Raw genomic sequence first — 24,818 nt, forward strand, 5'->3', positions numbered from 1 at the left:
TGGCTAGATAAAAAAATCCCCAAACCGAAGTCCGGGGATTATTACTTTAGAGACAAAAAATTTTGGAAATCAGTTGGTTTTGAAACCAACAGCTTTGGAAACCAAGCTTTAGAAGCAAAATGCCTTATTGAGCAATCTTCTCCAGTACACGCATCAGCATTTTGATACGTGGTTCGATAGACGCAAGCAACAAGTACTCTTGATCGCTATGGAAGCCTGCACCGATAGGTCCTAGACCGTCCAAAGTTGGAACGCCTAGAATCGCCGTGTTGTTTGCATCAGAGCCGCCACCGACTTCTTTCCAGTTGATGTCGATCGCCAGTTCACTTGCCGCTTCTTCAACTAGCATCATCAGGCTTTCTGTTTGTGGGCTTGGCACCATAGAAGGCTTATACGCTTCACGAACCAACTCAATGCTCACGCCATCAACGAATGGTGTTTCCAGCATGCCATTTAGCTTGCTATCGACATCATCGTATTCTTCGTTGCTCCAGAAACGCACATCCACGATCGCTTCAGCATGCTCCGGGACAATGTTCGCACCGTTACCACCAGAGACAATACCGACGTTCAACGTGGTACCAGATTCAAAGTTGGTCATTGCATTGACTGCTAGAATCCAATTCGCCATCTCAGTGATTGCGCTGCGACCATTTTCTGGCTCGTTACCTGCGTGAGCAGCAACGCCATTAAAGGTCATTTTGTAGCGAGCCATGCCTTTGCGCGCTTTAACTAAACCGCCGTCTGCACGTGCCGCTTCTGCAACCAGAACATTCTTTGCGTTTTTCGCAACTGATTGAATCCAATCCACAGAATCCAAAGAGCCAGTCTCTTCATCTGGGTTCATGCAGATAGCGATAGATAGCTTATCCAACACCGCTTGGTCTAGATTGCGCATCGCGTATACGATGTTCAGCAAACCAGATTTCATGTCCGAGACGCCAGGACCATAGGCTTTCTCTGCATCTTGAGACATTGGACGAAGCTCAGCGGTACCCACAGGGAACACGGTATCCATATGACCAATCAGCATCACGTCGATTTGCTCAGCTTCCGGCTTGTTTCGAACTTCAAGACCGATGCCCGCTCTGCCACAGTCGATGCGTTTTACGCTCCAACCTGACATCGCTTGGTACTTCTCTTCAAATTGAGAAGCGATGAACTCGATACCATCAGTAGTGTAAGTGCCACAATCCACATTGATTAGCGGACGTAGCTCTTCTAGATATTCATTTAGAGAGAATTGCATGACTCACTCCTAGACAAACAGATTCATCACTAGCATTGCGCCAAATGCGTTCAATACTGAGATTGCAATCATAACTGGGATGTAACGACCTTCAGTACCAATTGGGCCCATGATACGACCCATGTACTGAACTTGAGAGCCCATTAGGTAGATAGCAGGCGCAAGAATCGCAATGTGCGTGCCGTTCAGGATGCCTTGGTCAAACAGCGTGATCACTACGCCCACCGCACCGCCCATCGACATCCACGCACCGATCAATACCGCTGCCGCTTCACCCGGAAGACCAAACACCGCCATAATTGGAGAGAACACAGTACCCATCAGATCCAGCGCGCCAGTGATTTGCAGTGCTTTGATGATAACGAACGCCATCAATACGTTAGGAACCGTAGAGGTAGTCGCAATTACCCAGCCTTTCTTAGCACCTTCGACGAAGATATCCGTCACCATTGGTTTTTTCGCTTTAACGTCACCCATTATGCCGTCTCCTCTTTTAGGTTCTCTGATTTGTTTTGGTCTCGTTTGTCTTCTTTCCCTTCCGTCATGTTTAGGTAGATACGGAACAGGTTCGCGCCGATGATCTTAAATGCGAACATCACCACAACCGCTAAACCAATAGAAGACGTTACCGCTAGAGAGCCGTCAGCCATCGTCAATGTGAACAGCACAGCACCCGATGAGAAGAAGTTCACGATGGTTGCACCCGCGGTGAACTGGAACATAGTAAATACGTCCGTTTCACGCTTAGTTAGGTGACCTTCATCTTTTAGCTGACGCGTCATTGCCGCACCTGCATCGGTACTTTGTAGAGATGCAATCAGAGCCAAACCAGAGTTACCAGGGATACCCATTAGAGGACGTAGAAGAGGAGTAAGAAGCTTACGAGCAGCTTCAAGCGCACCGTAGTGTTCAAGTACGTTGATCATACCTAATGCGAACATAACGGTTGGAATCAAAGTAAGTGCGAAAATGAAACCGTCACGAGCACCGCTACCGCCAGTACCGCGGAAAGATGTGGTCGCAGCTTGTACCGCGCCATCTGCACCTTCCGTTACGCCGTAAGCCACTTTACCGAAAGAACCATTAAGCGTTGTAAAGTCGAATACACCGTACCATTCGTTGGATTGCATCAGACCAGAAAAGAACACAACCGCAAACGCGAGTGCAATGTAACACCCGATCGTCACCTTGCGTTCAGCATGAACAGGGCTTGTCATAAATTCACCTATGTATGTGGAACAGAACGCATAGATGATCCCCTGAACGACGTGCTAGAGAGATGATCAAAATCAATCCATTTACCGAACAGCCATGCTACATAGTTATGAAGTTTTATTTTATGATTTGAATCACATTTAAAAGATAATAAATATTTATGACCAAGATAAGGTAGATTTATCTAACTATCAGCGAATCTCATCCATTAACAAAACAAACCAAAATTATGAACAAGTTTGTTATTAGCCACACCTTCGACGTGCTTCATGGTTTGTTGCTTATTTGAGATTTCTTGACCAAAAATTAACAAAGGTTCTGTGTAATTTATTTTAGGGTGGTTCGGTCATTACTTAGAGACTTACTCAGGGTTTGCCTTTTGCTTCGATCACAATCCAACATCGCTCGATGGACACTCGCCCTTGTGGCTTGGGTTATCGTGATCTGTTTAAGTAAAAATGCAGGCTTCTACCAATCTTGCCCTCTGATTGGCGCACAAGTGACACCTGAACACGCTACTGCGCAGCAACAAAAGAGCGAGAAAGGGCTGACAAAACAGTGTGAACTGTCTGAAAAGCTGATTCAGGTTTCACAAAACCATCTCGACAGCTTCATTGTGCCCTTATTCCTATTTGCGTTCGTCTTGCTCTCCATCAGTGGCGGTGAACGTAATGCTTTCCGTCATCATACCGAACCGATACCCGAAAAAGTTCGGGTGCATCTTAAGCTATGTGTGTTTAGAGAATAAAACCCGATTGCTATTCATCCCCAAATCAATTGTTTTATTTTTAATCACTTCGCGACAAAAACCGCGAAAAAAGAGAGTTTTAGGAAAAATCATGAAATTCACACGCACACTATTAACCGTAGCTATCGCACTCACTCCACTGTTTTCACACGCAGCAGAAAAAACGTCAGAAGAGAAGCTGCAAGAAATTACTCAACTACTGAAAGAAAACCCGCAGATCCTCGATTCACTGCATCAAAACCTACAAGACTACGTCGCTTACCAAAAGACGTTTAACGCGACTTTGGATGAAGCGCGCGCCTATCTTAACGATGGCAAGCACTCTTACTTCGGTGCAGAGAACCCTGAACTGACGATCATCAACGTGACTGATTACAGCTGCCCTTTCTGTAAGCGTCTTGAAGGTGAGCTAGTGAAGGTAGAGAAAGAATACCCACAGGTGAAAGTGCTGAACATGACGGTATCGTTCAAAGAACAGTACGAGAAGAACGGTTACAACTCGGCAAGTTACGCATTGAACGTTTGGCAGAACCAACATGATAAGTACAAAGAAGTGCACGACTTGTTGGTGAAGAAGCCGGGGCCACATGATGCAAGTTCACTACAAAAAATCGCTAAGAAGACCGGCACAGAAGTACAGCTTGTCGACGACAAAGAGACCAAAGCGTTGTTGGATAAAAACTACGAGTACTTCACTCGCTTAGGTCTACGCGGCACACCAGCGATCATCATTAATGACCAAGTCATTCCGGGTTATGTGCCTTTCGAAGAGCTTGAGAAAGTTATCGACCAAGAGCTAAAGAAATAACTATCGAAATCGATAGCTATTGAAATAGTAAGTAAACATCAAAAACAACAAAGCCCTTCCCTGATATCTCAAAGAAGGGCTTTTTATTTATCGAAATAAAGAACGTTTGGTTACTTATCGCGCCCCACAAACGCCACAACGACTTTGTCATTACCAAGTGAACGAGAGAACACGTACGCGCCTTCTTGTTCAATCACTTGATGCTGACCCGCACCAATCGCTGGATGCGCTTTACGGAACTGACCTAGAGTTTGCCAGTGTTTGAGCAGCGCTTGCTTCTCATCAGATAGCTTCCATACCATGTCAGAGCGTGTGCCTTGGTGGAAATCATCCGCGTAAGGACCAATGTTACGACCCACTTCGTCACCGTAGTAAACCTGAACAGCACCAGGGCTTAGAAGCAGTGCATTCGCGGCGTTACGCTGCATGCCATAGTCTTTGAAGCGAGAGAAGAACAGCTCGGTATCGTGAGAAGACATGTAGCTCACTGGGTTGAAGTCTTTCTCGTTGGCGATTGTGTCTGCGTAACTTTGGTAGGTGTCTGCCATTTGGCTGAAACACGCCGCGCCTTTATCTAATTTCTTCTGCATGTCGAAGTTAATCAACGCATCAAAGCCATCGTCAAAGTAAGGGCTGCGATAAGCGGTATGCCCCCATACTTCACCCATCATCCAGAATGGCTGACCTGACTTGCCGTTCTCTTTACGCCACTGCTCAAGGCTGCTTGATGCCTCTTCTTTTAAGCGCTTCCACACATCGCCTTCAACGTGCTTCACCGTATCGACACGGTAGCCATCAATGCCAAAGCGTTTCACCCAATCAGTTTGCCATTCAATCAAGTAATCCGAGACGGTGTAATTGTCACGCGCCTCTGCGCGAGTACCAGGGTTATCCAATAGCCATTGCGCTGGCTTCACGGCTTTGTCTGATTCAGTGATAAAGTCAGGTAAACCCGCCAATGACATAGTGATATCACTGCTGCCCGGAGCCGGGTATCCCGGTAGACCAGTTCTTACCCAGTCACCGCCCCACCATTTAGCCCAGTATGGACTCTGGTAATCAATATTCTGGTGGTAGCTATGCCAGTTTTCGCCCGCTTTTGGTTGCCAATCCCCCCACTTCTTCGGTAGGTCAGCGTTTGGCTTTAACACCTCAATACCGTCAAATTGCAAATCGGCTAACGTTGAGTAGCCAGTGTGGTTGATTACCGCGTCCATCAAGACTTTGAGACCACGCTTATGCGCCTCTTCCACCAGCACTTTAAGGTCATCTTCGTTACCAAAGTTCTCATCAATCTTGGTGAAATCACGCGTCCAGTAACCGTGGTAAGCATAGAACGGGAATGAGCCGCTATCACCGCCACCCACAAAACCGTGTACTTGCTCAACGATTGGCGATAACCAAATCGCATCTGTACCTAGGCTCTTGATGTAATCTAGCTTTTCGATCACGCCTTTTAGGTCACCACCGTGGAAGGTACCAATCTCTTCTTTGCCATCTTTCTTACGCCCATAGCTGTTGTCATTGCTCGTATCGGCATTATTGAAACGGTCGACCATCACGAAGTAAATGTTGGCATTGCGATAATCAAACGGTACTGCTTCTTTGGTTTTCTTCACTGGCTCTAGTAGCACCAACCCGCCTGAATCTTTGCTTGGCGTCAGCGATACTTGCTGATCTTTTACTTTGACCATTTGCCCAGAGTAAGCATCACGCAACTTGGTGCCATCTGGGAAACTATCACCCAACGCAATGGTGACTTCGCCGCCTTGGTAAACCTCACATTGCACTTTTGGGATTGGGCGTTTGAACTCAGTCTTGGCGGCTTTCTTAGGTTCACGCTTGAAGCGCAATGTTTTCGCTTCCGCATCAAAAGCAAAAGAGTAATCGCCAGTGAAGCGGATTTTTAACGGCAGTTCTGTTGGTTTTCCGCAGTTCAGTGCGATAGGTTTGTTGAATTTGACCTTCTGACCATCAGGCGCGACACAGTTGCCTTCAACACCCGTGATTTTGAGCGTGTATCCATCTTTAGTTAATGGCACAACCAAAGGCTGCTCTGCACTTAAAGGAAAGTCACGGCTGTTTGTCGTGGTAGATATGGTGATGTTTGGCTCGGCGATGGCACTTGCCGATGCAAGCAATAAGGTAGTCGTAATCAGATTCAGTTTCATCGTTCAGTCCATTGGTTGCGCATAGGCGCAGTATTCGTGTTGTAGTTTTATTCACACTAATAGTAAATGGATGAAAAACTGAGCACATCATTCTGAAAGGCTACGCCCTAAAGCTTGTAACACTTCACATTTTGCTTTGATTGGGGCGTAGTTCTATACGAGTTGACGGGGCACATTTTCGAGTTTGTGACACATGATGGTTTAGGGGATAGGTGAACCCATAGGTTTGGTGAGTGGATTAATCGCATTCCTTTAAATAAAAGTGGTCAGTATTTTACTGACCACTTTTTGGTTTATTCGACCAAAGTGAATCCCTTGATTGTGCTTTGGTTTCTTAGGTAGGTGATAGTCGCATTTGGCAGCGTGGCTGAAGAAATGTTCACTTCTTCTAGTTTATTTTGGTTATCGATGTTCAAGTCATTGAGGCTCAGGTACCCAAGTGTAAGGTGGGTCAGATCGACGTTATTGCTGATATCAATTTGAGTGACGTTCTTGGCCCAAACGGTCAAATAGCTGAGATTGGTTAGCGTACTTACATCTAGGGTTTGCAGCTTTTCGCCATCAAGCGAAAGGTAACTAAGTTCGGGGTTGTTGCTCAAATCAACATGACTTGAAGCAGGTACTAGAGACATGAGCGTCACGTTTGGAAAGTGGGTCAATTCTAGATTTATCTCGGTATTAAATAGGCGCAGGCTATCGAGTTTCACCATGGTGGAGCTGATCATTGCGTCTAATTGAGAATCTTCTGCGGCAAAACTAAACAAGTTTGGGGCAATGGTTAGATCCATCGATCGCAGTTGGGTGTTACTGATGTTTATTCGCGACAGCTTGGTGTATTCACTGCGCCAGTCGATTCGAGTGAGTGGATTGTGCGCTGCGGTAAATTCAGTGAGATCTTTCAATCCAGTCAGATCGAGCGTGGTCAGGTCATTTTCATCAAGGTTAAGGTGCGTTAGGCGCTCACCGTCTGGCAGGCTGACTTGAGTCAATGCATTCGCTTCAACATTGAGTCGTTCTAGTTTCGACAAATTGCTCGCATCTATTTCCGTTAGTTGATTGTAGCCAAGTTCAAGCGAGGTAAGGCTGGTTAATTGGTCGAGGCCCCAAACCGAGGTGATGCCAGTCCCTGTGCAGTTCAGTTGGTGCAGATCTTCAACGTACTCAATTTCGTTGTACACCGCTTCCGTGGCGATGCATTCTGCAAATCTTACGTCGTTAAAAGAAAGGCTGATGAGTGGGGTTTTTGTCGCGTTTGGATCACCGCTGTCAGAGCCGCCACAGCCGAACAGGGCGAGGGTGATGAGTGGGAGAAGAGCATTACGCATACTATCGTTCCTTGTTGGTATTGTTGTTGAATAACGGTCAGATGGCGGCAAGAAATGGGGTTTATTTTCTGCGTTTGGCAGTCGTTAGAATACTTCGCGTACAAGTTGAACTTGATCACCTTTCTTTGGCGAAAGGGGCTATGGTTTCAGTGAGTTACTATATCGATATGATGAAGTGTTTACAGTGATATTTTGCGATTCGCCGAGTCAGTTCGCAAACAGCGCCGTTAACGAAGAAGCATCCTGCCGGTTTTAGACAGGAGTCATGAATTGGCGACAGGATGCTTAATACTAGATTGCAGCGCGTGCTTTGAGCACGCGTTGCCACACGGCGATGCTCATGAGATTGATGTTCTCTTCACTGAACGTGCGGCTGATACGCTTAATGGTTGATAGCGTAGCGTTGTGACCAAGCGATTGAGAAAAGCGCGTGTCGAGATAGCAATCGCGCAGGCTATCAATGTGCTGACAGTCTTCAATGACCGATTCAATTGTAACCGCTTCACGTAATGATTCTTTTGCACTAATAACGGCGTCAAGCAGCTTGTACGCGATTTGGGGAGCGAAAAGACAACTAAAGCTGCACGCTGCCTAGGTTACGCATTTGAGTCAGAGCCCAATTGGTGCGGTGTTGGGTGTAGTTAGTGTTCGGATACACTTTGATCTTGTAAGGATTCGGCAGAACCACCGCTAACCTTGCGGCTTGCCATTGGGTCAGTTGGCTAGCGTGAATGCCATAATAGTTTTGCGCAGCCGCCTCGACGCCGTATATACCGGGACCAAACTCCACCACATTTAAATACACTTCGAGAATGCGTTCCTTGCTCCACATTGCTTCCATCAACAGGGCAAAGTAGAGTTCGTACGCTTTGCGCACATAAGAGTGTGCAGGGAACAGAAATACGTTCTTTGCAGTCTGTTGAGTAATGGTACTTGCACCACGAGAAGGTCCGTTCTCGCCGGCTTGTGAGATAACAGAAAACAGTGAATCAAAATCCACCCCATAGTGATAAGGAAATTTCTGATCTTCCGTCGCCATTACTGCTAGTTGGATGTTTTTTGAAATCTCAGACAGTGGCACCCACTCTTGCTGGCTGGTTTCTGGATATCCTTCTGGTGGCGAGATCATACGGCTGATCTTCCATCCCCATAGAGGCGGATTAACGTATTTGACAAAGCCCACCAACAACACGGGAGTCAGTAACAAAACCAATGAAATTTTGAATAGAAACGACTTCAGTCTTTTCAGCATGCTTTATTTGCCTAACCAGAGTAAGGAATACGCCACTGATGTATCTCTATTTGTGGCAGTTTAATTAAATGGGAGCGAAGATTGCCTGATTCAAAGTAGAACAACAAGTTTACAAGGTCAAAAATTGGTTAAAAAAAACCCGATTTACATTGTAAACCGGGCTTACTTTTTGATTAATTTGTGCTATTTAATCAGTTTGTAGAATACGGTTGATAGTGGCGGTAAACGCAACTCAAGAGACTGAGGCAGTGATTCGCTTTCTACTTCTTGCGTTTCGACGCTGCTTAGTACCTCAAAGCCGCTGCCGTCGTATTTCGCGTCGTCAGTATTCAACAGAAGTTCGTACTTGCCTTCCATCGGCACACCCAAACGGAAACGCTCATGAGGCACTGGCGTGAAGTTACTAATCACCAATACACGTTCGCCATCTTGGCTAATACGTTCATGCGCAAGGATACTTGCTTCCGCTTCATCTTGCAGACGCCATTCAAAGCCAGCAGGCACACAATCTTGATCGTGCATCGCCGCTTCGTCACGGTACAAGTGATTCAAGTCGCGAATCAGTGCTTGCACACCTTGGTGACGACCAAACTCCAGTAAGAACCATTGCAACTGATCGTCGTGGTTCCACTCTGCGGTCTGACCAAGCTCAGCGCCCATGAAGTTTAGCTTCTTACCCGGTTGACCATACATGTAACCGTAGTAAGCACGTAGGTTCGCCGTTTGTTGCCACTCATCACCTGGCATCTTGTTATGGATAGAACCTTTGCCGTACACCACTTCATCATGAGATAGCGACAGCACATAGTTCTCGCTGTGTGCGTAAACAAGCGGGAATGTGATGGTATTGTGGTGGTATTTGCGATGAATAGGATCTTCTTGGATGTAAGAAAGACTGTCGTGCATCCACCCCATATTCCACTTAAAACCGAAGCCTAAGCCACCCATAAAGGTTGGCGCAGATACACCCGGGAATGCCGTCGATTCTTCCGCAATGGTCATTGCATTCGGGAAGTGCTTGTACACTTCTTCGTTCATCCACTTCAGCGTTGCGATCGCATCGTAGTTCTCGTTACCGCCGTCCGCATTTGGAATCCACTGATCGTGGCTGCGTGAGTAGTCTAGGTAGAGCATCGACGCAACAGCATCCACACGGATACCATCAATATGGAATTGCTCAAACCAGTAAAGCGCGTTAGACACAAGGAAACGGCGCACATGCTCACGACCTAGATCGTAGATGTAAGAGTTCCAGTCTTGGTGCCAACCACGGCGAGGGTCTGGATCGTGGAACAGTGGCGTACCATCAAAATTCGCTAAGCCATGATCATCCGATGGGAAGTGCGCAGGTACCCAATCCAGTACCACGCCCAAGCCAGCTTGGTGGCACGCATCAACGAAGAACTTGAAATCATCCGGAGAGCCGTAACGACTGGTCGGTGCAAACAAACCAACAGGTTGGTAACCCCAAGAGCCAAAGAACGGATGTTCAGAAACTGGCATCAGCTCAACGTGGGTGTAGCCCATGTCTACAAGGTAAGGTACTAATTCAGCGGCCAGTTCACGGTAGTTAAGGAAGTCGCCCTCTTCGTTGCGCTTCCAAGACCCCGCGTGCAGTTCGTAGAAAGATAACGCTTCATCACGCTTCTGCGTCACTGGACGGTTTTGCCATTTCGCATCTTGCCATTGGTAACGGTTGTGATCGTACGTGATCGATGCGAAAGATGGGTATTGCTCAGAGTAGAAGCCCCAAGGGTCTTGTTTATGAGGAAGCCCTTCCCCATTCGGACCTTTGAGTTCGAATTTGTATTGTACGCCCTCTTCCAAACCAGGAATAAACAAGCCCCAGATACCGTAGTCGAGACGTTGCATTGGATGACGACGGCCATCCCACTGGTTGAAGCTGCCCACTAAGCTGATTGCAGAAGCATGAGGGGCGTAAACAAGGAAGCGCACACCAGAGATATTTTCACCACCGCGTTCGATGGTCACAAACTGCGATCCCATGTAGCGGTACATGTCTTTTGGCGTGTGCAGGTGCTCGTATTCTTGATAAATGTTGTGGTACTGGTAAGGGTCGTCAATGAGCTGTTCCACGCCATCCCAATCCACAGCAAGTTGGTAGTGAGTTAGGTGCAGGTCACGCTTCTCTTTCAAGATGAAGCCGCTCTCGCCTTCGCGTTCTAACTCAACACGAGGTTCACCGCTGACAACCAATTCAACTTTGTCTGCACCCGGCATCCAAACTCGTAACGATCCTTCGCCATCATCGATGAATGGACCAAGTGACGCAAATGGGTCTGAGTAAGCCGCCTCAGCTAGTAATTCATAGGCGCGTTCGTATTTTTTCTTTATCTTGGTTTTCAAATCTTTCTCCCTAGCACCGATATTCTCCTTATGGTTTTTGAACATCGGATTTCCTCAGCCAAACGTTGTGAATTCACACAATTATAAAAAACCGCACTCTATCCAAGAGATGAATAAAATAGCGTCAAAAAACAAAAATGCCCGCTATTGTTGCGGGCATAATAACGGTACTTCATCCTAACGGATTGTGCCGATTTAATGAGTGACCTAGGCTGTACTTTCGTACCTCAGCGCAATTAAATTCGCGAACTCCTACATCACCCATTCCACCTTATTTGCTCGCTTTCGCACGCACTTCAGTGAGGCGCTTAGAAATACGGTTAACGTCTTCACGGCTAAAGATTTCGTCAAGGTTCATCGATAGTTTACGACGCCAGTTTGGATACTCGTCAACAGTACCTGGAATGTTTACCGGTTGGTCCATTTCTAGCCAGTCTTCAAGCTGAACACTTAGTAGTGCTGAGTCACCCGCAGCCACATGCAGTTGCAATGCTTCACTTAGGTAACCATCCATTGGTACGTACTGCGCATCATGACCGATACCTTCTGGTAGGTAACCATGCCAACGAACACTGTCTAGGATGCCTTGTTTGCACTTCAAACGGTCATCAAACAGACCTTCCAGTTGTCGCTCGTCTGGGTACAGACCGATCTCTCGACCCATCTTCAAGTCATCACAGTGCCAGAAGCCACGTAGGGTTGGCATATCGTGTGTACACAGCGCTGCCATTGACTGCTCAGCGTAATGCTTCGGAGAAATGAAGCCGCCGTCGTCTTTTGATGTTTCGAAGAAGAATACTTTGTATGAGTGAACACCTGCGTCACGAAGGATATCAACGATTTCATCAGGCACGGTACCCAAATCTTCACCGATTACAGAACACTGATGACGATGAGATTCTAGCGCTAGGATTGCTAGCATATCTTCAACTGGGTAGTACAGGTATGCTCCTTCTGTCGCCTTCTCACCTTTTGGAATCCACCAAAGGCGAAGCAGACCAAGAACGTGGTCAATACGCAGTGCGCCACAATGCTTCATGTTTGCACGTAGCAACTTGATGTACGCGTCGTAGCCTGTCGCTTCCAACACTTGTGGGTTTAGCGGTGGTAGACCCCAGTTTTGGCCTAGTGGACCAAGCACATCTGGTGGCGCACCGATGCTTGCATCCAATACTAACGCACCGTCGTCAGCCCAAGTCTCGCTGCCTGAATCTGCAACACCTACAGCAAGGTCGCGGTACAGACCAACCGTCATGCCTTTTTCTTCAGCTAACGCTTGCGCTTCTTTGATTTGATCGTCTGCAATCCACTGTAGGTACATGTACAGGTGAACACGGTCTGCGTTGTCTTTGATGTACTTCTGAGTTGCTGCTGCATCGAACGTGCGGAACTTCTCAGGGAATACTGGCCAACCCCAAACGCTTGAATCTTCAGCGTGTAGCTCACCGTGCAGCGCATCAAATGCCGCTTGGTGAAGTAGGCTCTCGCCGCCAATTTCTACGAACTCTAGGAACGCACGAGCACGGTCTGTGTTCTTGTCTAGATGACGCGCTTTAAACTCGCTAAATAGCAGCGGAAGAATGCTCATCTTAAGCTCAGACACTTCGGTGTAGTTCACCCAGTGTGATTCACGTGCTTTTTGTAGACGTTGCTGGAATTCAGCGCTGCCAACACGTTGCTGTGCTTCTGCACTTAGTGCGAACTCAGGCACAGAGCTTACGTCGATGTACATGATGTTCAACCAACGACGAGAAGACGGGCTGTATGGGCTCGCACCTTCTGGGTTCGCTGGGAACAATGAGTGAATCGGGTTCAAACCAATGAAGTCACCGCCACGAGATGCGATGTCACTCACCAACTGCTTCAGGTCACCGAAGTCACCGATACCCCAGTTGTGCTGAGTACGCAGTGTGTAAAGCTGGATGCTTGGGCCCCATAGCTTTTTGTGTTGGTTTAGGTCTTCTTGTTTGAAACACGCTTTAGGTGTGATGATCAGCGACATTTCGTAAGGGGTCTTGCGACGCTTACGGCTGATGATCAGTTTGTGGTAACCCCATGCCAAGTTCTTTGGCAATGCAAACACTAGAGGGCCACCCTCAGCTCGTTCATCACGAACAATTTGCGACTGAAGATAGCCTTCAAGTACCTCTCCTTGTTCTGTTTCTAAACGCCAGCTAAATTCGCTCTCGCGAGCACTCGTACCTAGGTTTAGTTCCACTTCGACTGGTTCGCCGTCGCGTAAAACAAGAACAGGGGCTAGTACGTCTTTCTTATGTTTTTTCTCAGCAGAAGCCAATAGCTTCTCATCGCTGCTAGTATCGTAGCCAAGTGAAGTGAGCAAGCGGCGCAGTGTTTCTTCAGAAACTTTTGCCTCGTCTCCCCACGCGCTGACGTAGCTATCAGCTAATCGCGCCATGTCTGCGACTTTCTTTAGTGCTGTTTGTTCTTTCATCGCTTTCTCCGAAGGTAATACCAACACCTTCCATGTAGGGTTTTATTGTTATCAATAACTAATCTTTGAAAATGACCAAAGGTAGCGCTCGGCTACCTTGGTCTTAACTGGGTTCTATTAGCGTTTCACCGCTTCAAGTTTCCAGATGTTGTTCACGTAGTCGCGGATAGAGCGGTCTGATGTGAACTTACCAACTAGGGCAGTGTTAAGAATCGCTTTCTTAGCCCAGCCTGCTTGGTCTTTGTATTGTTTGCCCATTTCTTCATGCGCTTTCACATAAGAAGCGAAGTCAGCAAGACATAGGTATGGGTCACCGCCATCTAGTAGGCTATCGAATGTAGCGCGTAGTAGGCCTGGTTGACCTGGCGTAAACTCTTCACCTGTTAGTAGGTCTAGAGACGCTTTCAGTAGGTGATCTGCGTTGTAGTAGTCGTAAGGGTTGTAGCCAGCTGCTTTAACCGCTTTCACGCCTTCAACATCAAGACCGAAGATGTAGATGTTCTCGTCGCCCACTTCTTCACGAATCTCAACGTTAGCACCATCCATCGTACCGATAGTTAGGGCACCGTTAAGAGCCATCTTCATGTTACCTGTACCAGATGCTTCTTTACCCGCTAGCGAGATTTGTTGTGAAACGTCTGCCGCAGGGATGATGATCTCAGCCATGCTCACGCGGTAGTCAGGGATGAATACCACTTTCAGTTTGTTACCGATGCGAGGATCGTTGTTGATCTTCTCAGCAACCTTGTTCACTGCGAACATAATTTCTTTCGCTAGGTGGTAACCCGGTGCTGCTTTCGCTGCGAAGAAACATACGCGTGGCTCACACTCGAAACCAGGTTCGTTCAGGATGCGGTGGTATAGAGATAGAATGTGTAGCAGATCTAGATGCTGACGCTTGTACTCGTGTAGACGCTTGATTTGAACGTCGAAGATAGCGTTAGTATCTAGCTCGATACCCATGTTATCTAGAACCCAATCAGCAAGACGCTGTTTGTTTTCTTTCTTAACAGCCATGAATTCCTTTTGGAATTTCGCGTCTGTTGCGTATTTAGCAATGCCTTCTAGCTGCTCTAGTTTCGCAGGCCATTCTGGACCTACTTTCTCAGTGATTAGCTTAGATAGACCTGGGTTACAGAACTTCAACCAACGACGAGGAGTGATACCGTTCGTTACGTTGTGTAGACGAGTTGGGTACATCTCGTGGAACTCTGGGAATAGGTCTTTCTTAACCAATTCAGAGTGAAGTGCTGCTACACCGTTTACTGCGTAAGAACCGATTACACATAGGTTTGCCATGCGAACCATGCGGTTGAAACCTTCTTGGATGATAGAAAGCTTCGCTTGCTTCTCACCGTCACCAGGCCACATCTTACGAACTTCTTGTAGGAAGCGGTGGTTGATTTCAAAAATGATTTCCATGTGACGTGGCAGTAGGCGCTGAATTAGCGACTCTGGCCATGTCTCTAGTGCTTCAGGAAGTAGCGTATGGTTAGTGTATGCGAATGTCTGAGAACTGATTTCCCAAGCCGCTTCCCAAGTAAGACCTTTTTCGTCCACTAGGATGCGCATTAGCTCAGGGATAGCAATTGTTGGGTGCGTATCGTTAAGCTGGATAGTCTCTTGCTTAGGTAGATCCGCTAGCGAGTAACCTGCTGCTTCGTGGCGACGTAGGATGTCGCGTACAGATGCTGCTGAGTGGAAGTACTGTTGCATTAGACGCAGTGTTTTACCTTTCTCGTGGTTATCGTTCGGGTAAAGCACTTTAGTGATGTTGCCTGCGTCGATCAGCGCGTGCTGAGCTTCGAAGTAATCACCGTTATTAAAGCTTTCTAGTGAGAATGGTGCGATTGCCTGACATTCCCAAAGACGTAGAGGGTAAACCGTGTCTGATTCGTAACCTACGATAGGTAGATCCCAAGGCATTGCTTTTACAGACATGCCAGGAACCCATTTACGAACTTCTTTACCGTTTTCGTTTACCACTTCAACGTGACCGTAGAAGCCGATTTCTTGCGCTAGCTCAGGGCGAGCCACTTCCCAAGGGTAACCTTCTACACCACGCCATGCGTCTGGTGCTTCTTGTTGACGGCCGTCTTTGAACGACTGCTTAAATAGACCGTATTCGTAATGCAGGCCGTAACCTACAGTTGGGAATTCTTGAGCCGCACATGAATCCATGAAACATGCTGCTAGACGACCTAGACCACCGTTACCCAGTGATGGGTCGCGTTCTTCTTCTAGAAGGTCTGTTAGGTTGTGACCTAGCTCAGCCATAGCTTCAGTGATCTCTTCGTAAAGACCCATGCTGATTAGGTTGTTACCAGTCAAACGACCGATAAGGAATTCTAGTGAAAGGTAGTTAACGCTTTTCGCTTCTTGGATGCGAGCGTCTGCTTCAGTAGCAAGCAAATCACAAGTCGTAAACTCAGCCAATGCACGACCCATTGCTAGGTACCATGCGCGGCTATCTGCATTTTCAACCGTGTGAGCGTAAGTCACAGATAGATGTTTCTTTACGCTTTCTTGGAACGACTTCTTGTCAAATTGTTTCTGTTGAGTAGGTTTCATTAAGAAATTCTCACGTCTTTTAGTAATTCATCTGCCATACATCGTGCATTTCCCTCTGTGAATAAACATCCTCCCATTTGTCCTCCCTACAAGGAGGAGGGGGTAGGGCGTAGAGGGCGTAAGCTTGCAAACTTAGTGATCCAAATCGCAACACGGCAGCCTATAACCCTATTCTTAGTGATTCGGATCACAGCCATCTGTGAGAAAGATTAAAATTTGTTCATGACGTTTTTTATTCACCCTTCCTACTCCAATGTAAAAACTGTCTTATCGATCACATTACGTCTTTTAACATTGATAATTTCTCCTTAATAGATGTGCAACTCTCTCTACATGGGATCAATACCATCGATGTTTAAGTGACCAAAATCACAAATACAGGGCGTAGTTGGTGGCATTTGCATCAACTCTTGAGAATTAGGAAGTGGATCAAAGTAACAACCAATTCTGTTGTCGTAACATCCAAAACGACTCGCAAGCATGTACACTTTTTATACAAACTAGAATTTAGTGGTGTGAGTCAGTTTCTAGTTTCGCTAGCTCAAAAAATTAAGGACAGAATTTATAATGTGGATTCCATCTAAACTTACTCGCCCAGGTCGCCTGCACAACGCAATCGTCCGTCCGCGAGTGTTGGACTTACTGCAACAAGCGCCTTACTACAAACTGGTATTGTTTCGCTCGCCGGCTGGTTACGGGAAAACCACCATGGCGGCACAGTGGCTGTCAGACAAACCCAATGTAGGTTGGTACAGTATCGACGACAGTGATAACGATGGTTTCCGCTTCGTTAACTATCTACTGCAAGCTTTAAACAAAGCGACCAACTACAACTGCTCTAACGCTCAAAAATTGGCTGAAAAGCGTCAGTTCTCTTCTTTACGCTCTTTATTCAGCGAAGTTTTCGCTGAAATGGCAGATTTTCAGCATGAGTGTTACGTCGTACTCGATGACTACCATCTGATCACTAACGACGAAATTCACGAGTCCATGCGTTTTTTCTTAAAGCACATGCCAGACAACCTTACTGTAGTGGTTACTAGCCGTGCGGCACCGCCATTAGGCACTGCGAACCTTCGTGTCCGTGACTTGATGATCGAAATCGGCAACGAAATGTTGGCATTCGATACCGAAGAAACCACACGCTTCTTCAACCAACGCATTGCCGATGGCATCGATGAAGACATGGCGAACAACTTACGTACTTACGTTGAAGGTTGGCCATCAGCGTTACAACTTATCGCCCTACAAGCACAGCATCAGAACCGCACTCTGGCACAAACCGTAGAGTCGGTGTCTCAGTTTAATCATGCACACTTATGGGATTACTTAGTCGAAGAAGTCTTTGATCTATTAGACAAAGAGACACGTCATTTCTTAATGCAGGTATCGGTACTGGACCATTTCAACGATGAGTTAGTGTTTGCACTGACCCAGCGTGAAGACGCACTCGGCATGATTGAGTCACTCAATCGATACGGCTTGTTTATCTATCCACTGGAAGGTGAACAAAACTGGTTCCGATTCCACAATCTGTTTGGCGAATTTTTGTCGCATGAACGTCAAGCGCGTATTCCTCAACAAGAGAAAGATCTACACCGCAACGCAGCTGTCGCCTGGCTAAAACAGAAAGCACCGCATCAAGCTATTCACCACGCACAGAAATCTGACGACACTGATCTAATCGTAGAAATCTTGAATGAATTTGGTTGGAAGATGTTCAACCAAGGTGAGTTAACAACGCTAGAAGCGGCGATCAACCAGCTTGATAAAGACTTACTCTTCAGCCACCCGAAACTGTCGATGTTGCGCGCATGGTTGGCGCAAAGCCAACACCGCTACAACCAGGTTGGTGAGCTACTAGCAGAAGCCGAAGAAGAGCATAAGAAACGTAATATCGAACTTGATTCTGGCTACCAAGGTCAAGCTAATGCCCTACTCGCTCAGGTTGCAATCAACAGCAACCAACCAGAGCGTGCATTAGAGTTAGCCGAGTTAGCACTGAGCCAACTTGACCCAACGGTGTACCGCAGCCGTATCGTGGCGACGTCAGTCGTTGGTGAAGTAAACCACGTACTGGGTAAACTTGACCGCGCATTACCAATGATGCAACAAACCGAAAAACTGGCACGTCAGTATCAGGTTTACCACCAAGCGTTATGGGCAATCTTGCAACAAAGTGAAATCATGATCGCGCAAGGTTACGTCCAAGCAGCATTTGAGCTGCAAGATTCCGGCTTCCGCTTGATTGAAGATCAACAACTTCAGCATGTTCCTCTTCACGAGTTTTTATTACGAATTCGCGCGCAAGTATTGTGGTGCTGGAACCGCTTGGATGAAGCAGAAGAGTGCTCATACAAAGGGCTACAAATTCTAGAAAACCACTCACCAAGTAAGCACTTACATAGCTACTCAATGTTGGCGCGTATTGCGATTGGTCGCGGTGAACTAGACAAAGCGGGTAAGTTTATCGAACACATCCAGCACTTGATGAAACAATCCACTTATCACGTAGACTGGACGGCAAACGCATCGCTCTCTCTGATTTTGTTTTGGCAAGCTCGTGGCAACACAGAAGCAATTCAAGAATGGTTGAACACCGCAGTTCGCCCGGAATCAGCGTGTAACCACTTCTTGCAGTTGCAGTGGCGCAATATTGCTCGTGCTCACATCAACCTTGGCCAATATGACGAAGCGCGACAAGCTTTGGACTTCCTACAAAGCGAAGCTCGTCGTACTAACTTGGTGACCGATACCAATCGCAACCTTGTGGTTGAAGCGGTATTTGCCGCGCGTCAGAAAGACGAAGAGCAAGCAAAAGCACTATTGAAAGAAGCACTAGTGATGACAAACCAAACCGGTATGGTCGGCAACTTCTTAATCGACGGTGCAACGATTGGTGGTCTACTAGAGAAGCTAAGTCTTCGTCATGAGCTGGGCGATTTAGAACGTCACCGTGCTCAGCAATTGATGAAAGACATCTCTTCAAACCAACGCAGCCGTTCGATTCACTTCGATGAGGACTTTATCGAGAAGCTAGTCAATCACCCGAATGTGCCTGAGCTAGTTCGTACTAGCCCACTGACTCAACGTGAATGGCAAGTGCTTGGTCTTATCTACTCTGGCTTTAGTAACGAACAAATCGCACAAGAGCTGGATGTGGCAGGCACAACGATTAAGACTCACATTCGTAACTTGTACCAGAAGCTCAATATTGCCAACCGTAAGGAAGCAATCGTAACAGCAGAGAACTTGTTGCAGCTGATGGGTTACTGATCAGGCGAATAAATTAGTGCTAAATACGAGGGTTGGCGTCATGCGTCAGCCCTTTTTTGTTGCTAATTAATCGTTGAAAAGTGCAAATTGCAAAGCACGTAGGAAACGTTGTACATATATACCCAAGTAACCTCGAGATGCTAGGTTCAGCGAGAATGACTTGGTTTGTAGACGCGGCGGCGATTTAAAGGTTTAGTGGGTCTAAATCAAGAATCGACAACAAAGTATACAAGCCAAGACCCTTACTATTTACAAAGAGGGCCCTTTGGGAGCGTGTCATTGACTCGCTTTTTTATTTAAACCAATGGCTGCGTCAAACAACTTGGAAAGAGCTAGCTATTACAAGGCGTTGTTTTCCTTGCCCCCGAATCAATGACAACGCTCTGAATCCTGCATCTTGAAGTCACTTGGGTATATTACAAACAAAAAAATAGCCAACCGCAATTAAGGCGATTGGCTTATGTATGATGTGAACAATGTGTATTCACTAACAACGTCAGTTGGCTAGGTGACCCTCGGCTTAAGAAGGGTCGAAAAGAATTATGCATTAATCATGCCAATTTGAAAAGCATTATTTTTGGGCACAAGATCTCATATCAAATCTTGTTGCAGCCTTAATTTTTGCATTATGCAAAGCCAGAATGCAAAACGCAGTTGCAAGACGCAATCTAGTCACATAAGTGATAAATAAATCATCAATTAGCCAGATTCACGAGATTTATTATTTAAATAGGTTAATTTAGACAGTGTTGAGCGATTTATATTTCACTCTATTCACCCTACCAAATCTCGTTTATCGCCCTGTTTTTATTTGTAGAAAATCACTAAAGATGTTCTGTTTCTCTGATAAGCAATCATTTCGATATCTTCCGAAACACTATTTCATACTTTTTTGACATCAATGTTTGTATACTCACTGCCATCAACATGACTTAGTACTTGAGAAATGAACTATCTAATCACCTACTTTAAAGGAATGGCCATGGGTGCAGCCGATGTTGTCCCTGGCGTATCAGGCGGCACCATTGCATTCATTACCGGCATTTACGACACGTTGCTAGAAAGCATTCGACGTATTAACCCATCACTTTTCTCGATTTGGAAAAAAGATGGCTTCAAAGCCGCATTTTACCATATTAACGGCTTCTTCCTGATTTCACTGTTTGCGGGCATTTTCACCAGCATCGCAACATTGGCAAAACTGATCAGTTGGCTATTAGAAACCCACCCGATTCCAATTTGGTCTTTCTTCTTCGGTCTGATTTTGGTGTCGGTCTACCACATCATTCGCCAAGTAGAGAAACGCGATGCGATTCGCTTTGTTGCCCTCTTGATTGGTATTGGCTTTGCCTACAGCATCACGGTACTCAAACCACTTCACATGGAGCCAACTGCAATCAACACTATTCTTGCAGGTGCGATTGCGATTTGTGCAATGATTCTACCGGGCATCTCAGGCAGCTTTATTTTGCTGTTGATCGGTATGTACGCTCCAGTGCTTGGCGCAGTGAAAGGGTTCCAAATTGATATCCTTGCCTTGTTCCTTGTTGGCTGTGTGGCTGGTCTATTGTCTTTCTCTCACCTGTTATCTTGGTTACTGCGCAAGTTCCGCGATTTAACGTTGATGTTCCTAACAGGCTTGATGATCGGCACGCTACCAAAGATCTGGCCTTGGAAGGAAACGCTGACATGGCGTACGAACTCGAAAGGCGAGCAAGTGCCATTTCTAGAGCAAAACCTGTCACCGTTTGAGTTTGAGCACATCACGTCTCAGCCATCGCAACTGGTGTTAGCTGTGATCATGATGCTAGCAGCCATTGCTCTGGTACTTGGTTTAGAAAAGTTTGCGGATTCAAACAAGTAAATCAAAACCACAATTCCATCATTTAAGAAGCGGAGCCATTGGCTCCGCTTTTTTTATTTACGCTTAACAAACGATAAGTTTCAAGATAGTGCACAATTTGTTGAAATTGCGAGTTTTCGTACATTCCATCTGTGCTAGGATGCAGGCAATGTTAAGTGATAAATACTGAATCTTAATGAAAGTGTTACAAATCGCAGGGATAGCCGTTGCACTGGTTGCTGGCTTTTACGCGCCTACCCTGATCAAAAACTTCTCTTCAGCGCCCGAGCCTAGGTCGCTCGATGAATACTGTTTCCTCTCTACTGAACCTTGTATCCAACATAATGTTGCGATGACGCTTAGCGTCGATACAGCTCAACCTCTGATCCCAGCTCAGCTCGAAGTCGAATGGCAAGACAGCGAAGCCGATCAGCTTGTATTAAGTTTGGTTGGTCGAGAAATGGAAATGGGCGAGCCAAAATTCATGCTGAAGAAAGTGGCGCCGGGTAAATTCGTGGGCGATGTGACATTGCCCGTTTGTACACAAGATTCGATGACGTGGGTTGGTGAGCTTTCCGACGGTAAAGACACCATCTACCCAGCCCTCAAAATGCAAAGATAAGGAATTGATATGAGCCGTAATTGGTCTCTCTTTCTCGTGGTTGCTTTTGTCCTCGGCTTTGGTACCAAAACGTATCTAGATGGACAAAAAGACGTAGAGAAAAAACAGCAAGTCGCGACCGAACAAAGCGTGTTGTTCGGCGAAGGTGATAAACCTGTCGATATCTTCGATACCAGTGATGATCGCATTCGCATTGTTTACTTTGGCTTTACGCGTTGCCCAGACGTGTGTCCGACCTCATTAGCCATGCTAGCAGGCGCACTCAACCAAATCGACGATGCGCAAAAAGCGCAGTTGCGCCCGATGTTCATCTCGCTTGATCCAGAACGCGACGAAGCAGATGCATCCGCCAAGTACGCCCACTACTTCCACCCTATGATTGAAGGTCTATCAGCGCCACTTGATGTAACTACCCCAATTGCTCACAAGTACGGTGTTATTTTCCGTAAAACAGAGCTAGAAGGCTCAGAGCTGAAATACACACTCGACCACAGCTCTTACTTTTACTTCTTGAAGCCTGACGGCACACTCATCACTAAAGTGCCACACACCTTAACGCCTGCGCCAATTGTCGAGGCGATAACCAAACTGACTGCAGAAGGAAAAACCAATGAAAGCTAAGCATGCAATCAAAACGTTAGCCCTCTCCGCCCTACTTCTAAGCCCTTTGGCACAAGCAAACCTCAATGTCATGCCACATGAGCCGTATGCACGAGCCATGGCGCCAGGTGCTGTGACAAGCGCTGTATTTGTGACTTTTGCTAACCGAAGCCAAGAAGATATCAATATCGTTGCAGCAGAAACCCCTGCGGCAGGCAAAGTCGAGTTGCACGATGTGATTAAAGAAGGCGATGTGATGAAGATGCGTCAGGTAGACCACATCACACTAGCTGCAAAAGAGACTACCGAGCTAAAACCGGGCAGCCTGCATATCATGCTATTCGACCTTAAAAAGCCGCTTAATGAAGGCGACGAAATCGAAGTGACAGTGACTTACGACAACGGCCAAAAGCAAAGCTTTACTGCGCCAGTCAAAAAAGTCATGGCAGGAATGAAAAAGCACGAACATCATCATTAGTGCTTCTTTACTTCATCGATTCAAAGCTCCTCCAACGTGGGGAGCTTTTTTATTCCTCTCTCTTCCTCTAAGCAGTATTCGCTAAACTATCAATGCATGATTTTGTGTCCTAAATCAGAGCGAAACAGCCGCAGCTGAGATATAAACAAGGCTTTGCTGCCAAACGAGTTTCTCGCGATGTTAAATGCCCTTTCTCGCGTCTTCAAAATGCTGACGCACGTAAACCCAAATCTGGAACAAGATGTCGACACCATCATTGACTCTATCGGTGGCATGGATAATTTGGTGGAAACCGGAGCTTGCGCGACAAGGCTACGCCTCACACTAAAAGACACTGCAATCGTGAACCAAAAAGCATTGAAAGCACACGGAGCACATGGCGTGGTGATCATCGATGAGCGACATATCCAAATCATCTACGGCGTAAAAGCCAATACCTATTCACAAGAGATGGAAGAACGCCGAATAAAGCACGTATCACTCTAAAAAAGCGCAAAGGAGTTGTAAGAATCGAATCACAGCCGCTATACTCCGGCCGTTAACTCACCAACTAAGAGGAAATATGATGATTGTAATGAATAACACTAACTGGACAGTGAAAGGGTAAACGTCCAACTTTTTTTTCGTGGCTAAGCCACAAGTCCTCCCTTCCTTGCCCGGTTTTCACCGGGGTCAGCTCTATGCGAATTAGACCCTAATGCGATTTGTATTAAGGCGCTTTGTTGCGTCTGGGATAATTCAACAATGAATAAAACACATTCTTTTTGTGAAACACTATTAACTCAACCTAACCCATTAAAGCTATTAGGTTGGAAACCCTTTTTTCAACAACAACTGACGCTAGACGATTACGAGAACACGCTTTTCGCGCGAGTGATTGCTCACCATCGTAGTCGTTACGTTGTGGTTAGCGAACAAGGTGAAACCCACTTACCTATCCATACCTCGTTACCCAGCATGACCGTTGGTGACTGGGTGATACTCAACCACCAGCAGCAGTTTTCTCGTCTACTTGAGCGCCGCAGCTTATTCAGCCGTAAAGCCGCTGGCAGCAAGGTCGCTGAGCAACTTATTGCTGCTAACGTCGATACGGTCTTTATCGTTTGTTCACTCAATCACGACTTTAATCTCAGCCGCATTGAGCGCTACTTGGCACTCATCAATGAAGCCGATGTAGAACCTGTGATTGTACTGACCAAAGCAGACTTATGTGACGACGCTGACGAGCTCAAAGCTCAGGTACAAAAGCTCGACCCACTGCTTATGGTCGAAAGTGTTAACGGTCTGGACGAATCAGACGTTACTAAGTTGATGGGTTGGTGTAGTGAGGGTCAGACCGTCGCCTTTATCGGTTCTTCTGGGGTAGGAAAATCGACCTTAGTCAACACCCTTCTTGGCGAGCAAGAACAAGCGACTGGCGGAATTCGTGAAGATGACAGCAAAGGTCGACATACGACGACCTCGCGCTCAATCCATCTATTGCCTTCCGGTGGGATCTTAATGGACACACCGGGAATGCGAGAGATCCAATTGGCAGATTGCGAAGCAGGCGTGAGTGAAACGTTCGCTGATGTTGAAGCACTAGCAGAAAACTGTCGATTCAGCGATTGTCAGCATCAAACAGAGCCGGGTTGCGCGATTCAAGCCGCAATTGAAGATGGCACATTAGAGATGCGCCGCTTTACTAACTACCAAAAGTTACTGCGAGAACAAGCCCACAACGGCGCGACTCTCGCAGAGCAACGAGCTCAAAGTAAACAGTTCGGAAAAATGGTACGCAGTATCGTTGGCGAAAAGCGCAAACACCAACGAGGTTATTAACTTGTTGCATTTGTGTAACC

18 protein-coding genes are annotated in these 24,818 nt (G+C 46.5%); 9 read left to right on the forward strand and 9 right to left on the reverse strand.

Features of this window, described 5'->3' with window-relative positions; translation table 11 throughout:
• Window positions 1-124: 124 nt before the first annotated feature.
• From QTO06_RS15890 to QTO06_RS15900, 3 genes are read right to left on the reverse strand one after another with little or no spacing between them, the layout of a single operon-like run.
• Entirely contained in the window at window positions 125-1,249 is a 1,125-nt protein-coding gene (locus QTO06_RS15890) for a M20 family metallopeptidase (RefSeq protein WP_331408856.1), read from the reverse strand.
• A 9-nt stretch (window positions 1,250-1,258) separates the two neighbouring features.
• Complete coding sequence (locus QTO06_RS15895) at window positions 1,259-1,726, reverse strand: YjiG family protein (RefSeq protein WP_005374849.1); 468 nt, start codon at window positions 1,724-1,726, stop codon at window positions 1,259-1,261.
• Window positions 1,726-2,466 (reverse strand): nucleoside recognition domain-containing protein, encoded by a 741-nt coding sequence (locus QTO06_RS15900; protein WP_005429268.1) that lies wholly within the window; start codon window positions 2,464-2,466, stop codon window positions 1,726-1,728. The genes QTO06_RS15895 and QTO06_RS15900 overlap by 1 nt, the downstream gene beginning before the upstream one ends.
• Window positions 2,467-2,888: 422 nt before the next feature.
• On the opposite strand from QTO06_RS15900, the gene QTO06_RS15905 reads away from it, so the two are divergent.
• Together QTO06_RS15905 and QTO06_RS15910 are read left to right on the forward strand one after the other, a co-directional pair.
• Window positions 2,889-3,212 (forward strand): hypothetical protein, encoded by a 324-nt coding sequence (locus tag QTO06_RS15905; RefSeq protein ID WP_331408881.1) that lies wholly within the window; start codon window positions 2,889-2,891, stop codon window positions 3,210-3,212.
• A 91-nt stretch (window positions 3,213-3,303) separates the two neighbouring features.
• The gene (locus tag QTO06_RS15910; protein ID WP_331408857.1) at window positions 3,304-4,020 is read left to right on the forward strand and encodes a DsbA family protein; all 717 of its coding nucleotides are present in this window, start codon (window positions 3,304-3,306) and stop codon (window positions 4,018-4,020) included.
• A gap of 110 nt (window positions 4,021-4,130) precedes the next feature.
• Here QTO06_RS15910 and QTO06_RS15915 read toward each other — a convergent pair whose 3' ends face one another.
• The 6 genes from QTO06_RS15915 to QTO06_RS15940 all read right to left on the reverse strand — a co-directional run bounded on the left by QTO06_RS15915 (window position 4,131) and on the right by QTO06_RS15940 (window position 16,158).
• Window positions 4,131-6,191: an alpha-amylase gene (locus QTO06_RS15915; RefSeq protein WP_331408858.1), complete on the reverse strand. Its 2,061-nt coding sequence runs from the start codon at window positions 6,189-6,191 to the stop codon at window positions 4,131-4,133.
• Window positions 6,192-6,484: 293 nt separating this feature from the next.
• Complete coding sequence (locus QTO06_RS15920) at window positions 6,485-7,516, reverse strand: leucine-rich repeat domain-containing protein (protein WP_186174942.1); 1,032 nt, start codon at window positions 7,514-7,516, stop codon at window positions 6,485-6,487.
• A 574-nt stretch (window positions 7,517-8,090) separates the two neighbouring features.
• A complete protein-coding gene (mtgA, locus tag QTO06_RS15925; RefSeq protein WP_331408860.1) occupies window positions 8,091-8,768 on the reverse strand; it encodes a monofunctional biosynthetic peptidoglycan transglycosylase in 678 nt (225 codons plus the stop codon).
• A gap of 183 nt (window positions 8,769-8,951) precedes the next feature.
• Window positions 8,952-11,180 (reverse strand): 1,4-alpha-glucan branching protein GlgB, encoded by a 2,229-nt coding sequence (gene glgB / locus QTO06_RS15930; protein WP_331408862.1) that lies wholly within the window; start codon window positions 11,178-11,180, stop codon window positions 8,952-8,954.
• Window positions 11,181-11,406: 226 nt separating this feature from the next.
• Window positions 11,407-13,587: a 4-alpha-glucanotransferase gene (malQ, locus tag QTO06_RS15935; RefSeq protein ID WP_331408864.1), complete on the reverse strand. Its 2,181-nt coding sequence runs from the start codon at window positions 13,585-13,587 to the stop codon at window positions 11,407-11,409.
• 117 nt (window positions 13,588-13,704) lie between these two features.
• The gene (locus QTO06_RS15940; protein ID WP_009706505.1) at window positions 13,705-16,158 is read right to left on the reverse strand and encodes a glycogen/starch/alpha-glucan phosphorylase; all 2,454 of its coding nucleotides are present in this window, start codon (window positions 16,156-16,158) and stop codon (window positions 13,705-13,707) included.
• 567 nt (window positions 16,159-16,725) lie between these two features.
• Here QTO06_RS15940 and malT point away from each other — a divergent pair.
• From malT to rsgA, 7 genes are all read left to right on the forward strand, one after another.
• Window positions 16,726-19,434: an HTH-type transcriptional regulator MalT gene (gene malT / locus QTO06_RS15945; protein ID WP_009698026.1), complete on the forward strand. Its 2,709-nt coding sequence runs from the start codon at window positions 16,726-16,728 to the stop codon at window positions 19,432-19,434.
• Window positions 19,435-20,380: 946 nt separating this feature from the next.
• Window positions 20,381-21,298 (forward strand): DUF368 domain-containing protein, encoded by a 918-nt coding sequence (locus QTO06_RS15950; protein WP_331408865.1) that lies wholly within the window; start codon window positions 20,381-20,383, stop codon window positions 21,296-21,298.
• A 175-nt stretch (window positions 21,299-21,473) separates the two neighbouring features.
• Entirely contained in the window at window positions 21,474-21,899 is a 426-nt protein-coding gene (locus QTO06_RS15955; protein ID WP_331408867.1) for a hypothetical protein, read from the forward strand.
• A gap of 9 nt (window positions 21,900-21,908) precedes the next feature.
• The gene (locus tag QTO06_RS15960; protein WP_270050872.1) at window positions 21,909-22,520 is read left to right on the forward strand and encodes an SCO family protein; all 612 of its coding nucleotides are present in this window, start codon (window positions 21,909-21,911) and stop codon (window positions 22,518-22,520) included.
• Window positions 22,510-22,977, forward strand: a complete 468-nt coding sequence (locus tag QTO06_RS15965; protein WP_005447418.1) for a copper chaperone PCu(A)C — start codon at window positions 22,510-22,512, stop codon at window positions 22,975-22,977. Before QTO06_RS15960 ends, QTO06_RS15965 begins: the two co-directional genes overlap by 11 nt.
• Window positions 22,978-23,154: 177 nt before the next feature.
• The gene (locus QTO06_RS15970; protein ID WP_331408870.1) at window positions 23,155-23,463 is read left to right on the forward strand and encodes a PTS glucose/sucrose transporter subunit IIB; all 309 of its coding nucleotides are present in this window, start codon (window positions 23,155-23,157) and stop codon (window positions 23,461-23,463) included.
• Window positions 23,464-23,721: 258 nt separating this feature from the next.
• Window positions 23,722-24,798, forward strand: coding sequence for a ribosome small subunit-dependent GTPase A (gene rsgA, locus QTO06_RS15975; RefSeq protein WP_331408872.1), 1,077 nt, complete (start codon window positions 23,722-23,724; stop codon window positions 24,796-24,798).
• The last annotated feature ends 20 nt before the right edge of the window (window positions 24,799-24,818 follow it).

Origin of the sequence: Vibrio sp. M260121, assembly GCF_036533715.1 — a bacterium.
Taxonomy (GTDB): domain Bacteria; phylum Pseudomonadota; class Gammaproteobacteria; order Enterobacterales; family Vibrionaceae; genus Vibrio.

Bases quoted from the DNA above. Each gene is read 5' to 3' on its own strand.
- QTO06_RS15910 (WP_331408857.1), top strand. From the start codon at position 3,304: ATGAAATTCACACGCACACTATTAACCGTAGCTATCGCACTCACTCCA.
- QTO06_RS15940 (WP_009706505.1), bottom strand. From the start codon at position 16,158: ATGAAACCTACTCAACAGAAACAATTTGACAAGAAGTCGTTCCAAGAA.
- QTO06_RS15900 (WP_005429268.1), bottom strand. From the start codon at position 2,466: ATGACAAGCCCTGTTCATGCTGAACGCAAGGTGACGATCGGGTGTTAC.
- QTO06_RS15960 (WP_270050872.1), top strand. From the start codon at position 21,909: ATGAGCCGTAATTGGTCTCTCTTTCTCGTGGTTGCTTTTGTCCTCGGC.
- malT (WP_009698026.1), top strand. From the start codon at position 16,726: ATGTGGATTCCATCTAAACTTACTCGCCCAGGTCGCCTGCACAACGCA.
- QTO06_RS15895 (WP_005374849.1), bottom strand. From the start codon at position 1,726: ATGGGTGACGTTAAAGCGAAAAAACCAATGGTGACGGATATCTTCGTC.
- QTO06_RS15950 (WP_331408865.1), top strand. From the start codon at position 20,381: ATGAACTATCTAATCACCTACTTTAAAGGAATGGCCATGGGTGCAGCC.
- QTO06_RS15965 (WP_005447418.1), top strand. From the start codon at position 22,510: ATGAAAGCTAAGCATGCAATCAAAACGTTAGCCCTCTCCGCCCTACTT.
- mtgA (WP_331408860.1), bottom strand. From the start codon at position 8,768: ATGCTGAAAAGACTGAAGTCGTTTCTATTCAAAATTTCATTGGTTTTG.
- QTO06_RS15970 (WP_331408870.1), top strand. From the start codon at position 23,155: ATGTTAAATGCCCTTTCTCGCGTCTTCAAAATGCTGACGCACGTAAAC.
- QTO06_RS15955 (WP_331408867.1), top strand. From the start codon at position 21,474: ATGAAAGTGTTACAAATCGCAGGGATAGCCGTTGCACTGGTTGCTGGC.
- rsgA (WP_331408872.1), top strand. From the start codon at position 23,722: ATGAATAAAACACATTCTTTTTGTGAAACACTATTAACTCAACCTAAC.
- glgB (WP_331408862.1), bottom strand. From the start codon at position 11,180: ATGTTCAAAAACCATAAGGAGAATATCGGTGCTAGGGAGAAAGATTTG.
- QTO06_RS15915 (WP_331408858.1), bottom strand. From the start codon at position 6,191: ATGAAACTGAATCTGATTACGACTACCTTATTGCTTGCATCGGCAAGT.
- QTO06_RS15890 (WP_331408856.1), bottom strand. From the start codon at position 1,249: ATGCAATTCTCTCTAAATGAATATCTAGAAGAGCTACGTCCGCTAATC.
- malQ (WP_331408864.1), bottom strand. From the start codon at position 13,587: ATGAAAGAACAAACAGCACTAAAGAAAGTCGCAGACATGGCGCGATTA.
- QTO06_RS15920 (WP_186174942.1), bottom strand. From the start codon at position 7,516: ATGCGTAATGCTCTTCTCCCACTCATCACCCTCGCCCTGTTCGGCTGT.